Raw genomic sequence first — 13703 nt, 5'->3', positions numbered from 1 at the left:
GCCTCAAGACCGGTCGCCCTCCGGCGTGCCGTTGAAGCGCTTCTTCAGGTCGGTCCAGCAGTCGATGTAATTGTCCTGCCTTGTTTCGAGCTCAGCGCCGTAGCGGGTCAGCATTTGCGGGAATCGGGTCTCGAACATGAACGCCATCGTGTTGTCGAGCTTGACCGGTTTCAGTTCGACACGCGAGGCTTTTTCGAAGCCAGGCGCATCGGGGCCGTGGGCCAGCATCAGATTGTGCAGGCTGATGCCGCCGGGCACGAAACCTTCCTCCTTGGCGTCGTACTGCCCGTGGATCAGGCCCATGAACTCGCTCATGATGTTGCGGTGGTACCAGGGCGGCCGGAACGTATCCTCCGCCACCAGCCAGCGCGGCGGGAAGATGACGAAGTCGATGTTGGCGGTGCCTTCCTCGCCGCTCGGCGCCGTCAGCACGGTGAAGATCGAAGGATCGGGGTGGTCGAACAGGATGGCTCCTACCGGTGAAAACGTCGCCAGATCATATTTGTAGGGCGCGTAGTTGCCGTGCCAGGCGACGACGTCGAGCGGCGAATGACCGATCTCGGTGAGATGGAAATTGCCGCACCATTTCACCGTCAGCCGGCACGGCGTCTCCTTCTCCTCGAACCAGGCGCAAGGCGTCTTGAAATCGCGCGGATTGGCCAGGCAATTGGCGCCGATCGGGCCGCGGTCGGGCAGCGTCAGCTTGGCGCCGTAGTTCTCACAGACATAGCCGCGCACTTCGGCATCGACGAGCTCGACCTTGAACACCAGGCCGCGTGGCAGCACGGCGATCTCACCGGGCCGAAGCTCGATGACGCCCATCTCGGTGACGAAGCGCAAGGCGCCGACCTGCGGCACGATCAGCAACTCGCCGTCGGCGTTGAAGAAATGATCGTCGACCATCGAGCGGTTGGCGACATAGACATGCGCCGCCATGCCGCTCTGGCCCAGCACATCGCCGGCGGTGGTAATGGTGCGCATGCCGGCGATGAAATCGGTCGGCTCCTTCGGCATCGGCACCGGGTTCCAGCGGTATTGGCCGAGCGCCAGCTCATGGTCGCCGACATTGGGAGCGGTCTTCCATAAGGGATAGCTCACCGCCTTGAAGCGGCCGGTGTGTTTTACGCTCGGCCGGATGCGGTAGAGCCAGGAGCGCTCGTTGGTGCCGCGCGGCGCGGTGAAGGGCGAGCCGGAAAGCTGCTCGGCATAAAGCCCGTAGGCTGGCCGCTGCGGCGAATTTCGCCCCTGCGGCAGCGAGCCTGGCAAGGTTTCGGTCTCAAAATCATTGCCGAAGCCCGGCATGTAGGAAAAAGCCATCCGATCCTCCCTGATCCCGGTCTCTTGAGCCGCCTGGAATGCGGCTTGCCGGCGATGTTGACCAAACTGGTTTCATCTGTAACCATTGAAAATGTAACTATCAACGGCGAATGCCGCATCCGTGGTGCGCAGATGGAAATCCTCGAACTCGAAAGCTTCCTGCCCTATCGGCTCTACCGACTTGCCGATGCGGTCAGCCGCGAATTCTCGAAGATCTACAGCGACCGCCCGGGCTTGACCCGGCCGGAATGGCGTACGCTTTCGGGGTTGGGACAGCGCGGCACCATGACCGCGACGGCGCTTGGCGAACAGTCGGCGATGCACAAGACCAAGGTTTCGCGCGCGGTGGCCGAGCTCGAGCGAAGGCGCTGGCTGTCGCGCACGCTGGACGAGAACGACCGGCGTGTTGAGCACCTGGCGCTGACCAAAGCGGGGCTGACCGCCTATCAAGAGATGGTGCCGCTGGCGAAGGCGTTTGAACGGGAGTTGCTGGCGAGGCTGAGTGTCGCGGAACGAGCGGCGATCGTCAGCGGGGTTGCGGCGCTGGAGGGAGCGTTGGAAGGAAAGTAGAGCCGATAGGCCGGCGGGACAGCGCCCCCCCTCTTTCCTGCCGGACATCTCCCCCACCTGGGGGGAGATCGGCCGTCACGCCGGCTTTCGCCAATCGCCAACGTGGCAGAAGTGAGCGGCGCGCCGAAACAGCCAATCTCCCCACCTGTGGGGGAGATGTCCGGCAGGACAGAGGGGGGCGCGAAGGAACGCCACCTCTCTATCAACGCCCTACCAATCCATCACCACCTTGCCCGAACTGCCACTCCTCATCGCATCAAAACCGGCCTGAAAATCATCGATCCCAATGCGGTGCGTAATCAGACCCGAAACATCCAGCGGCCCCTGCACCAGGGCGATCATCTTGTACCAGGTCTCGAACATCTCGCGGCCGTAGATGCCCTTGAGATGCAGCATCTTGAAGATGACCTTGTTCCAGTCGATTTCGAAGCCGGTCGGCGCGATGCCCAGAATGGCGATCTTGCCGCCATTGTTCATGGTGTCGATCATGTCGCGGAAGGCAGGCGCGGCGCCCGACATTTCGAGGCCGACATCAAAACCCTCGGTCATGCCCAGCGCCGGCATGACATCGCGCAGCTTCTCCTTCGAGGCGTCGACGACATGCTGGACGCCGAGCTTTTTGGCCAGCGCCAGCCGCACCGGGTTGATGTCGGTGATGACGACTTTGCGCGCGCCCACGCATTGCGCCACCAGCGCGCCCATGATGCCGATCGGCCCGGCGCCGGTGACCAGCACGTCCTCGCCGACCAGATCGAAGGACAATGCGGTGTGGACGGCGTTGCCCAGCGGATCGAAGATCGCGGCGATCTCGTCGGGCACATCGTCGGGGATCGGCACGACATTGTGCTGCGGGATCGCCAGATATTCGCCGAAGGCGCCGGGGCGGTTGACGCCGACGCCGAGCGTGTTGCGGCAGAGATGCCCTCGCCCAGCGCGGCAGTTGCGGCAATGGCCGCAGACGATGTGGCCTTCACCGGAGACGCGCTGGCCGACCTTGTATTCGGTGACCGCAGCACCAAAGTCGGCAACCGTGCCGACGAATTCATGGCCGGTCACCATCGGCACCGGCACGGTCTTCTGCGCCCATTGGTCCCAATTGTAGATGTGCACGTCGGTGCCGCAGATCGCGGTCTTCTTGACCTTGATCAGCACGTCATTGGGGCCGATCTCCGGCACCGGCACCTCTTCCATCCAGATGCCCGGTTCGGCCTTGGCCTTCACCAGCGCCTTCATCATGTTCGACATTCTTTTGTCCCTTGAATCGCTTGATCCGGAATCGCTTTGGGAGGCTCAGGAAATGACGCCCAGTTCCTTGCCGACCGCCGCGAACGCCGCCACGGCGCGGTCGATATCGGCGCTGGAATGCGCCGCCGACATCTGCGTGCGGATGCGTGCCTGGCCCTTCGGCACCACCGGGAAGGAAAAGCCGATGACATAGATGCCGCGCTTCAGCATGCGCGCCGCCATCTCCTGCGCCAGGCTGGCATCGCCCAGCATCACCGGGATGATCGGATGATCCGCCCCGGCCAGCGTGAAGCCGAGCTTGCCCATTTCGGACCGGAATCGCGCCGCATTGGCATATAGGCGCTCGCGCAAGGCGTCGCCATTGCGGACCAGGTCGAACACCTTGATTGAGGCGCCGGCAATGGCCGGCATCAGCGTGTTGGAAAACAGATAGGGCCGCGAACGCTGACGCAGCCAGTCGACCACCTGGCTTTTACCAGAGGTATAGCCGCCCGAGGCGCCGCCCAGCGCCTTGCCGAGCGTGCCGGTGATAATATCCACCCTGCCCTCGACGCCGCAATGTTCGGCCGAGCCGCGGCCGTTCTTGCCGACGAAGCCGACGGCGTGGCTGTCATCGACCATCACCATGGCGTCGTACTTTTCCGCGAGGTCGCAGACGCCCTTCAGATTGGCGATGATGCCGTCCATGGAGAAAACGCCGTCGGTGGCGATCAACCGGAAGCGACAATCCTTGGCTTCCTTCAGCCGCGCTTCGAGGTCGGCCATATCGTTGTTGGCGTAGCGGAAACGCTTTGCCTTCGACAGCCTGACACCATCGATGATCGAGGCATGGTTCAACGCATCGGAGATAATTGCATCCTCTTCGCCAAGCAGCGTTTCGAACAGGCCGCCATTGGCGTCGAAGCACGAGCCATAAAGAATGGTGTCGTCCAGGCCAAGGAACGATGAAATCGTGGCCTCAAGTTGCTTGTGCTCTTCCTGCGTACCGCAGATGAAGCGCACCGAGGCCATGCCGTAGCCGTAGCGGTCGAGCGCGCCTTTGGCTGCGGTGCGCAATTCGGCGCTGTCGGCGAGGCCGAGATAGTTGTTGGCGCAGAAATTCAGCACCTTGTCGCCGCCGACTTCGATCTCGGCCGACTGGGTCGAAGTAATCACCCGCTCGGATTTGTAGAGCCCGGCGGATTTCAGTCCTTGCAGTTCATTGTCGATATGGGTCAGGAAAGCCGCGCTCATGATCAGGTCCTATTGAGATTGGCGGCGACTGTCGCGCCCCGTGAATGAAAAATCCACCGCAAATGCGACCGCTTCGGTGGCGTGGCAAGCTCAACCATGGCGCGATCCGATCGCAAAACCAGCGTGTTGGAGTAGCAGGCGTGCAAATATGGCCATGCCGCGAAAGAACATGATAACCATTTCAGCAGCTTTCGTTCACTGCTGAAGCAACAATTCCGCCGGTTTCGAGACCTGTTAACCCTTTCAAGCCAATGGTCTTCTCGCCATGAATCCGTGGCGGAAATCCGTTCGACCGAGGGGTCACCTAGAACATGTCGCAGCAGCCGGCGCAAACCGTCTCGGGCAAACTCATCCTGCTGATCAAGACCGGCTATTGGCTGGCGCTGCTGATCATCGCGGCCATGGTCATAGCTTCCTTCATCCTGCTGCAGCAGGTGATGGCAGCGCAACAGCACAACCACACCTTGCTCGATATCGTCAGCACCCAGAAGGCGCTGTCGCAGCGCATCGTCTTCCTGGCAAGTGCCACCGGTTCCGCCTCGCGCGACAAGCAGCCGGCCCTGGTTGCAGCGCTCAAGCAAGCGACCACCGAGTTCGAGACGAATTACGACCTGCTGCTCGAGCAGACGGGAGCCGATCCCAAGTCGCCGGCGCGGTCCGACCCAAAATCGATCGAAAGCGTGCTGTTCGCCAAGCCGTTCCACCTCGACTATTTCTCAGTCGGGCTTATCGCCAACGGCCAAAGGCTTATCTCGTCCTTCGAATCCCAACTCGCCGCCAATGGCGCCTATAAGGGCGGTGGCGAGCGCGTCAATCTCGATGCCTCGGTCGCCAATGCGACGCTGTCGGGCTATGCCGCCCTTGGCCAGCGCATCGCCGCCTTCGCCGACGAACGATCGGAAAAGCTGCTCGATCTTCACCGCACCCTGTTCTACGCCACCATCGGCGTCATCGTGCTGGTCGCGCTTTTCATTTTCCGGCCGATGTCGAAGGCCATCCTGCGCAAGACGCACGAGCTTATCGACGCCCGCAACTCGATGGCTTTTATCGCCGTGCATGACGGGCTGACCGGCCTGCACAACCGCACCTTCCTGACCGATCACTTCGAAACGCTGATCAAAGGTGCGCATCGCCGGCGCGAGAGGCTGGCGGTGATCCAACTCGACCTCGACCGTTTCAAGCAGATCAACGACACGCTCGGCCATGCCGCCGGCGACTACGTTCTGGTCGTCACCGCGCAACGCATGCGCGATTCCTGCCGCGCGTCGGATCTGTGCGCACGTCTCGGCGGCGACGAATTCGTGATGATCCTCAATGGCGCCGGCGGCACCGAGGACATCAACATGCTGGCCAGGCGCATCATCGAGCAGATCAACGAGCCGATCATGTTCCAGGGCACGACCATCCTTCCGGGCGCCAGCGCCGGCATTGCCGTCTATCCCATCGACGCCGACAATGCGGCGGATCTGCTCGTCCATGCCGACCTCGCGCTCTACTCGGCCAAGAAGCTTGGCGGCGGCAGCTTCTCGTTCTTCTCCGAGGAACTCAGGCGCGAACTCGATCACCGCAAGCAGCTCGAGCATGACATCAAGGTCGCCATTTCGGAGAACGCGTTCCAGGTTTATTTCCAACCGCAGGTGTCGCTGACCAATGGCACGATCAGCGGTATCGAGGCCCTGGTGCGCTGGAAACATGCCGAACGCGGCATGATCTCGCCCGGCGAGTTCATTCCGGTCGCCGAAAAATGCGGCTTCATGCCCGAGATCGGCCGCATCGTCTTTGCCAAGGCGATCGAGCAAGCCGCGGAATGGGACCGCGCCGGCATTGCCTTCGGCCGGCTTGCCGTCAACGTATCGGGCACCGAGCTGCGCGAGCCCGATTTCGACCGCTTCCTGTTCGCTACGCTGGAAAAGGCCGGCCTGCCGCCGCAGAAACTGTCGCTGGAGATCGTCGAATCCGTCATTCTCGACGATGAAAAGACTGGGATCGCGGCCAAGCTGCGCCACATCCGAGCCGCCGGCGTTCATCTCGAGCTCGACGATTTCGGCACCGGCTATGCCTCGCTCAGCCATGTCAATCCAAACGAGATCGACCGGCTGAAGATCGACCGCCGCTTCGTCCAGAACATCAATGAGAACGGCGACAACTCAAAGATCGTGCGCGCCATCACCGAGCTGGCGCGCGGCCTCGGCATCTCGATCGTCGCCGAGGGTGCGGAAACCGAGGCCGAGCTCGATTCGCTGATGGCGATCGGCTGCGACCAGGTGCAGGGCTATTCCATCGCCTTCCCGATGCCGCAGGACAAGGCGCGCGAATGGCTCCTGGCGCGTAGCCCGAAGAAAGCCAAGCTAAAGGTGCTGCAGGGCAACCTAGCCTAGGATATGTTGATATTCAGGTGAGGCTGGCCTGCAAACGGAGGCTTCCTGCGCTTCCGGTGCTCACGTACTTCAAGTACGCTCCGCTCCGGTTCTCGGAAGCCGCCATTTTCGGCGCAGCCTGACCTAAATCTCAACACACCCTGGCGCGTTTACCACGCCTGCGCGCAGGTCATTTTGCCGGCGCGACATTTGCCCGAAGTGCTGCCAGCACCTCGGCGAACTCCGCCAGTCTGTCGTCCGGTAATCCCGCGCGTAGCCGCTTGTCGAAGATGAGCGCCGCCGCGCGCAGTTTCAGGAACATCGCTTCGCCGGCTTGCGTCAGCTCGACCAGATGAACCCGGCGGTTGTCGGGATCGCGGCGGCGCGTCAGCAGGCCCTGCGCTTCCATGGCGTTGAGATGGTGGGTCAGCGTGGCGCCCTGGATGCCGATCATGCCGGCAAGCTCGCGCTGATTGGCAAGCTCGCTCGACTTGACCGAAAGCAAGGTCAGCCACACCGGCAAAGTGCCGCCGGCCTCGACCAAAGCGGCGTCAAAAGCCTGCGCCACCAGCTTGGATGTACGCGCGAGATTCATGCCGACGGGCGGGCGGTCAAAGGGAGTCATGAGCCGACAGTAGAACAAGGCACCGAGCGAGGGAACGCAGCATTATTCATTGACATCGAATCATTCGATACCTAACTATCATGCCTGTCGATCTACCAAGCGTGTTATCCTGCGATAGGGATCGGGGGACAGACAGGCGGCGGGCAAGGAGGAAACGGTCATGCAATATGTCTACATCGTCATTATCGGCCTTCATGTCATGGCCGGCGTGTTCTGGGCCGGCACCACCGTCACGCTTGCCCGCGACCCCGAGATCAAGGCGGAGCGCTTCATCGAGCCGCAAATGGGCTCAGCGGGCGTGGTGTTCGTGACCGGCGCACTGCTCTGGTATTTCTTCCATGGCGCCTATTTCGGCTCAATGGAAATGGTGCTGGCGCTAGGCATCCTGGCCGCCTTCGCGGCTGCCGGCGTTCTCAGCGTCGTGGTTCGCAAGACCAGCCGGCAGCTTGCCGGCGCGGACGCCGCCGCGGAGAGGGCACTGCGCGCCAAAATGGCCCGCGGCGAGCGCATCGCCGCCTGGCTACTGGTACTCACCGTACTTTGCATGGCGACCGCCAGGATGATTTGAGCCCTGCCGCGCGTTATCACCCGGTTAAAGCATTCCGCATCGTACGTCGCTTGGCTCCCGCCGGTGGCGTACGCGGCGCGCAGCTCGGACGGATGTGCAAGGTGGCTCTCCGCACAAAGGTTTGGCTGCGCGCCAACACCCAGGCCGGGAACGGGCTTAGATCCGCAAGCCGAACCTGATGCCGTCATAGATGGCGGCGTGGATGTTGCGCGAGGCGACGGCGTCGCCGATGCGCAACAGCACGAAGCGACCTTTTGGATTGCGTGAAGGAAAAATATCGCCGCCGCCGACCAACCGCTCGTAATCGACCGCGCCGCCATTCTTCGACAGCGGCTTCAGCGCGAGATAGAGATCGTCGAGCGGGGCTGTGCCATGCTCGACCACCACCTGGTCGACCCGCCTTTCGCCGCGCCAGTCATCGGCAAAGTCGGAGGCCAATTCGGCGACCAGCTGATTGCCCTCGCGCCGCACCGAGCGCAGCCTGGTGTTGATGGTGATAGTGACGCCCTTTTCCTGGAAGGCGCGCATATAGGGAACGTGGTTCATGCCGCCCATTTCCGGGGCGAAGAAACGCTCCGGCGAAACCAGCTCCAGCTTTGACCCGGCATTGGCGATCAGCTCCGCCGCGCCCATGCCCTGATGGCCGCCATTGTCGTCGAAGAGCAGCACATTCTCCGCCGGCTTGACGCTGCCGGCCATGATGTCCCAGCTCGAGGTCACGAGATTATCGCCTGATGTCAGCGGCGGGTTTTGCGGCAGGCCGCCGGTGGCGACCACCACAACATCGGGCGCCAGCGCCAGCACATCGTCCTGCTCCGCCCATGTATCGTAGCGGATCTCGACGCCGAGCCGGTCGAGTTCGGCCAGTCGCCAGTCGATGATGCCGATCAGTTCCTTGCGGCGCGGGTTCTGTGTTGCCAGCCGAACCTGGCCGCCGGCCTGACTGGAGGCTTCGAGCACGGCGACATGGTGGCCGCGTTCAGCCATGACGCGGGCCGCCTCCAGTCCGCCGACGCCAGCACCGACGACCACCACTTTGCGTTTGGCGTCTTCCGTCCTGGCGATGATATGCGGAATCTCGGCCTCGCGGCCGGTCGCCGCATTGTGGACGCACAGCGCTTCGCCGCCTTCATAGATGCGGTCGAGGCAATAAGTGGCGCCGACGCAAGGCCGGATCTCGTGCTCGCGGCCCTCGATGACCTTCTTGATGATGTGCGGATCGGCGATATGGGCGCGGGTCATGCCGACCATGTCGAGTTTTCCCGTCGCGATGGCATGGCGCGCCGTAGCGACATCGGAAATGCGCGCCGCGTGGAAGGTCGGGAACTTCGTCGCCGCCCTCACCTCGCCAGCGAAATCGAGATGCGGTGAGGAACGCATGCCGGTGACCGGGATGACCTTGGTGAGCGCCGCGTCGGTCTCGATCGAGCCGCGGATGATGTTGAGGAAATCGACCTTGCCGGAGCCAGCCAGCCGCCGGGCGATCTCGATGCCCTCCGCCTTCGACAGGCCTTTTTCGAAATCCTCGTCGGCCACCATGCGGATGCCGACGACAAACTTGTCGCCGACCGCTGCCCGCACGGCATCCAGCACCATGTCGGTGAAGCGCAGCCGGTTGTCGAGCGAACCACCGAACTCGTCGTCGCGGTGGTTGGTCGCCGGCGACCAGAAGCCATCCATCAGATGACCGTAGGATTCGAACTCGATACCGTCGAGACCGGCGGCCTGGCAGCGCTGCGCGGCCGACGCATAGTCGGCGACGATGCGCTCGATGTCCCAGTCCTCTATGGTCTTGGGGAAGGCGCGATGCGCCGGTTCGCGCACCGGCGAAGCCGACAGCACGGGCAGCCAGTCGGCCTTGTTCCAACCGGTGCGGCGGCCGAGATGGGTGATCTGGATCATCACCTTGCAGTCATGCTCGTGGCAGGCATCCGCGAGCTCGGCCAGCCACGGCACGATGCGGTCGTCATAGACATGCAGATTGCCGAAGGCAGCGGGACTGTCACGCGAGACGATGGCCGAGCCTGCGGTCATGGTCAGCGCCATGCCGCCCTTGGCCTTTTCGGCGTGGTAGAGCCGATAGCGCTGTTTCGGCATGCCGTCCTCGGAATAGGCCGGCTCATGGCTGGTCGACATCACCCGGTTCTTCAGCGTCAGATGCTTGAGCTGGTAGGGCTGGAGAAGCGGATCGTTGCTGGTCATCGTCTTCCTGTTGTCTTAATTTGTGCTAATGAGCGGCGAAAATTGAAAGAGACCCCGCCCATGATCGATACCAAAACCCTCACCCAGCTCGGCGCCCATGTCGAGCCGCCACAGAGCCCAGAAACTGCGGTCCTGGAGACCGTGCCGTTCCAGCGCGGCGACGGGCCGCCCGCGATCGTGCGCTTCACCTGTCCGGAATTCACTTCGCTCTGCCCGGTCACCGGACAGCCGGATTTCGCTCATATCGTCATCGACTACGCGCCCGATGCCGCCCTTGTGGAATCGAAGTCGCTCAAGCTGTTCATGACCTCGTTTCGCAACCATGGCGCTTTCCACGAAGACTGCACGGTGATGATCGGCCGCCGCATTGTGGCGGCGACCAAACCGCTGTGGTTGCGTATAGGCGGCTATTGGTATCCGCGTGGCGGCATTCCGATCGATGTCTTCTGGCAGACCGGCGCGCCGCCGGAAGGCGCCTGGCTGCCCGACACCGGTGTTGCCCCTTATCGCGGACGCGGCTGAAGCTATTTTGCTGAACTTTGGCGGGACAGCGCCCCCTCTGTCCTGCCGGACATCTCCCCCACGTGGGGGGAGATTGGCCGCTACGCCGGCTTTTGCCCATCTTAAGCGACGCGGAGAGAGCGAGACGCTGGAACTGCTGATCTCCCCACCCGTGGGGGAGATGTCCGGCAGGACAGAGGGGGGCGCGAAGGATCGCCGGCGCTTATCCTCAATCAACATCATTCGCACTGGTACTGGCTGAGTGCCCATTCGCCGGTCACCGAGAGCAGGTCGGATATCTTCCAGTCGCCGTCGACCTTCTTCAGTTTCCACTCCAGCCGGTGCTGATTGCCTTCGACGACGAAGGCCACCACCACCTTGGCTTGATCGCCGTTGACGGCCTCGATGCTCTTCAGGCTCTTGTCGATTGCCAGCTTGTCGTAATCGGCATTGTCGAGCGCCATGTTGGGGTCGAGGCATTCGCCCTGGCCCGACGCCCGCAGCGCATCGCTCTTGTCGAGTACGGTCTTGGCCGGATCGACGAAATGGCTGCGCTGGGTCGGATCGAGCTCCAACCCGAGATGTTCGTAGAACGGCTTGACCACAGCTGTCGGCGAGCCAGGCAGGACAGGCGCGGCCGGCTGGGATGGCGGCAATGCCAGGGGTGGCGTTGCGGGTTCCATTGCATTGCCAGGTGGATTTGCGGGCGGCGCGCCGCCGCCCGGCACCGTCTCGGCCGGGGCATTTGCCGGTGGCGGACCGAGCAGCCCCTGTGTCGAAGCGCCGTTCAGCCCTGCTGCCAGCATCGATAAGGTCGACAGCGCCAGGGCGAGACGGCGGAGCACGGTATCACTCCGGCGCTTTGTCGGGCATGCATTCGAGCGCGCTCAGCGTCCAGTTGCTGGTCTTGGAGCTGATATCGGCGACCTTCCATTTGCCGTCGATCTTCTTCAGCGACCACAGCATTTCGCGTTTGGACTCATCGCCTTCGGAGAAAAGGCTGAAGGTGGCGGTGACTTCGGCCGTATCGCCGTTGACGGTCTCGGCCAGCTTCAATGTCTTGGCAATCGTCTTCTGGTCGAAATCCTGGGCGTCGAGGCCGGGATCGAAGTCGAGACAGGCGACCTCATCGGGCTTGTTCTTGGTGGCCTGGTCGTTGAGGTCGAACAGCTTGGTCACCGGCTCGGTGAAGCGGTCGCGATATTTGGCGTCCCCTTCGAATTTCACTTCAGGCACATAAAAGAACTTCACGGCGTTCGAAGCCGATCCGGCCAGCGCGGCGGCGGGCAAAGCGATCGAAAGGGCAGCGGCCAGCACTATCGGTCTCATGCAGGAATCTCCGGATGTTCGGCGGCAAGGTGGCAATACCACACATCCTGCATATCGGCTTTTTTGCGGCTCATGAAGTCCTGGCGTGCACCGTCTCAGCCATCCAGCCAGACGTTCTGCAGGTCCATCTCGAAGGTCTGGTGGACGCCGTAGTTCTTCACCTTCTTGTTCATGTGGCTGTAGAGCTTCTGCCAGAACGGCTGAATGATGACGCCGGAATCCTGCAGGATCTGCTCGACATCCTTCATCACCTCGCGCCGCTTCTCCACGTCGATGAGCGAAAGCGCCTGCTTCAGCTTGGCGTCAAAGTCCGGGTTGGAATAGGCCGATTCATTCCAGGCCTCGCCGGTGCGGTAACCCAGCGCCAGCACCTGGACGCCGAGCGGGCGCATGTACCAGATGGTCATCGAGTACGGGTACTTCGTCCAGTCGTTCCAGAAGGTCGAGCCCGGCAGCACCGTGCGCTTCACCTTGATGCCGGCGTCGCGCAACTGGCCGGCAATAGCGTCGCCGGTATTCTTCTGCCAGTCGTCCTCGACGGTGATCAGTTCGTGCTCGAAATCAGCCTGCCCGGCGTCGGCCATCAGCTTTTTGGCGCCGGCGGCATCGCGCGTCTTCTTGGGCAGCGCGAAATATTCAGGATGGATAGGGCTAACGTGGTGGTTTTCACCGACCGTCCCTCGACCGGCATAGCCGAGTTCCAGCACCGCATTGTTGTCGACCGCCGTCTGCAGTGCGTTGCGGACCCGCTGGTCGTCATAGGGCTTGTGGGTGACGTTGGTGCGGGCAACCAGCGTCGTCGCCGTCGCCACCTCGGACTTCTCCAGCCCCATCTTGTCGAGGATGTCGATAAAGTCGGCCGGTGTTTCGAAATTGAGGTCGATCTCGCCGGACTCGAAGGCGTTGATCGAAGCGTTGAAGTCGGTGCCGTAGTCGATGAACTCGACGCTATCGAGCGGCGCTTCGCCGCCCCACCATTTGCCGTTATCGCGGCGCTTGACCACCGCCTTCTGGCCGACATCGTAAGACACCAGTTCGAAGGGTCCGGTACCGATTGGCTTCTTGATCGGGTCGGCGCCATCGGCATCGAAATTGCGGTGAACGACGAGCGCAGGATAATCGGTGAGGTTGGGAATCAGCGAAATGTCGGGTTCGGCAAGCGTCAGCTTGACCGAGAAGTCGTCGACCTTGGTGATCGCCCCTTCCCTCGCCTTGCCGGTCTTGGCGTCGATCAGCCCGCCGACGCGTGCGGCCATCGAATTGCCGGCGACGTTCTTCTCGCACCAGCGGGTCACATTGAAGACCACGTCATCGGCGTTGAAGGCGTCACCATTGTTCCAGGTGATGCCCTTGCGCACATACAGCGTGTATCCGGTGGCGTCGTCATTGACGTCCCAGCTCTCCAGCAGCACCGGCTCGAAGGTGAATTCCCTGGTGTAACGGACCAGCGGCTCCAGCCAGCAGCGCGAGATGTTGGCCAGTTCTACCCAGTCATAGGTGCGCGGATCCTTCTGCGCCTTCACCGACATCGAGATGTGCAGCGTGCCGCCCTTCTTCGGTTCCTCGGCAAAAGCCTGTCCCGGCGCGGCAAGGCCGATCATGCCGTAGGCCAGCGCCGTCGAGGCGCCAAACGCACTTGCCAGCGCCAGAAACTCGCGCCGGTCCATGCGGCCCGCACGCGTCTCTTGCGCCATCGCCTCGATGGTATCCGGCACGCGATCGCCGTTGCTTGTGAAGAGTGCCATTTTTTCCTCCG

Annotated in this window: 12 protein-coding genes; 4 read left to right on the top strand and 8 right to left on the bottom strand. The window is 62.4% G+C overall.

Annotation, left to right across the window (positions count from 1 at the left end; genetic code table 11):
* Positions 1-3: 3 nt before the first annotated feature.
* On the bottom strand, positions 4-1317 hold the full coding sequence (gene hmgA / locus AC1D1B_RS15850) for a homogentisate 1,2-dioxygenase (RefSeq protein ID WP_477333458.1): 1314 nt from the start codon (positions 1315-1317) through the stop codon (positions 4-6).
* Positions 1318-1449: 132 nt separating this feature from the next.
* On the opposite strand from hmgA, the gene AC1D1B_RS15845 reads away from it, so the two are divergent.
* Complete coding sequence (locus AC1D1B_RS15845) at positions 1450-1887, top strand: MarR family winged helix-turn-helix transcriptional regulator (protein ID WP_477333900.1); 438 nt, start codon at positions 1450-1452, stop codon at positions 1885-1887.
* A 210-nt stretch (positions 1888-2097) separates the two neighbouring features.
* Here AC1D1B_RS15845 and tdh read toward each other — a convergent pair whose 3' ends face one another.
* Positions 2098-3132, bottom strand: a complete 1035-nt coding sequence (tdh, locus tag AC1D1B_RS15840) for an L-threonine 3-dehydrogenase (RefSeq protein WP_023739257.1) — start codon at positions 3130-3132, stop codon at positions 2098-2100.
* Positions 3133-3177: 45 nt separating this feature from the next.
* Entirely contained in the window at positions 3178-4365 is a 1188-nt protein-coding gene (locus AC1D1B_RS15835; protein WP_477333457.1) for a glycine C-acetyltransferase, read from the bottom strand.
* Positions 4366-4676: 311 nt separating this feature from the next.
* Between AC1D1B_RS15835 and AC1D1B_RS15830 the strand changes: the two genes are divergently transcribed.
* Entirely contained in the window at positions 4677-6743 is a 2067-nt protein-coding gene (locus tag AC1D1B_RS15830; protein WP_477333456.1) for a putative bifunctional diguanylate cyclase/phosphodiesterase, read from the top strand.
* Positions 6744-6912: 169 nt separating this feature from the next.
* Here AC1D1B_RS15830 and AC1D1B_RS15825 read toward each other — a convergent pair whose 3' ends face one another.
* Complete coding sequence (locus tag AC1D1B_RS15825; protein ID WP_477262673.1) at positions 6913-7317, bottom strand: MarR family winged helix-turn-helix transcriptional regulator; 405 nt, start codon at positions 7315-7317, stop codon at positions 6913-6915.
* Between the two features lie 190 nt (positions 7318-7507).
* Here AC1D1B_RS15825 and AC1D1B_RS15820 point away from each other — a divergent pair, with 190 nt between their 5' ends.
* On the top strand, positions 7508-7915 hold the full coding sequence (locus AC1D1B_RS15820) for a hypothetical protein (protein ID WP_477333455.1): 408 nt from the start codon (positions 7508-7510) through the stop codon (positions 7913-7915).
* Between the two features lie 156 nt (positions 7916-8071).
* On the opposite strand, the gene AC1D1B_RS15815 is transcribed toward AC1D1B_RS15820, so the two are convergent.
* Positions 8072-10117 (bottom strand): oxidoreductase, encoded by a 2046-nt coding sequence (locus AC1D1B_RS15815; protein WP_477333454.1) that lies wholly within the window; start codon positions 10115-10117, stop codon positions 8072-8074.
* Positions 10118-10177: 60 nt separating this feature from the next.
* Between AC1D1B_RS15815 and queF the strand changes: the two genes are divergently transcribed.
* A complete protein-coding gene (queF, locus tag AC1D1B_RS15810; RefSeq protein ID WP_477262665.1) occupies positions 10178-10639 on the top strand; it encodes a preQ(1) synthase in 462 nt (153 codons plus the stop codon).
* A gap of 218 nt (positions 10640-10857) precedes the next feature.
* Here queF and AC1D1B_RS15805 read toward each other — a convergent pair whose 3' ends face one another.
* The 3 genes from AC1D1B_RS15805 to AC1D1B_RS15795 all read right to left on the bottom strand — a co-directional run bounded on the left by AC1D1B_RS15805 (position 10858) and on the right by AC1D1B_RS15795 (position 13692).
* Positions 10858-11463, bottom strand: a complete 606-nt coding sequence (locus AC1D1B_RS15805) for a hypothetical protein (protein ID WP_477333453.1) — start codon at positions 11461-11463, stop codon at positions 10858-10860.
* Positions 11464-11467: 4 nt separating this feature from the next.
* Positions 11468-11947, bottom strand: a complete 480-nt coding sequence (locus tag AC1D1B_RS15800) for a DUF3828 domain-containing protein (RefSeq protein WP_477333452.1) — start codon at positions 11945-11947, stop codon at positions 11468-11470.
* 95 nt (positions 11948-12042) lie between these two features.
* Positions 12043-13692: an ABC transporter substrate-binding protein gene (locus AC1D1B_RS15795; RefSeq protein ID WP_477333451.1), complete on the bottom strand. Its 1650-nt coding sequence runs from the start codon at positions 13690-13692 to the stop codon at positions 12043-12045.
* Between the last annotated feature and the right edge of the window lie 11 nt (positions 13693-13703).

The sequence above is a fragment of the Mesorhizobium sp. P2_C5_2 genome, from assembly GCF_056404535.1.
The sequence above is the reverse complement of the archived record's forward strand: the minus strand, read 5'-3'. Positions and strand labels throughout refer to the sequence as shown.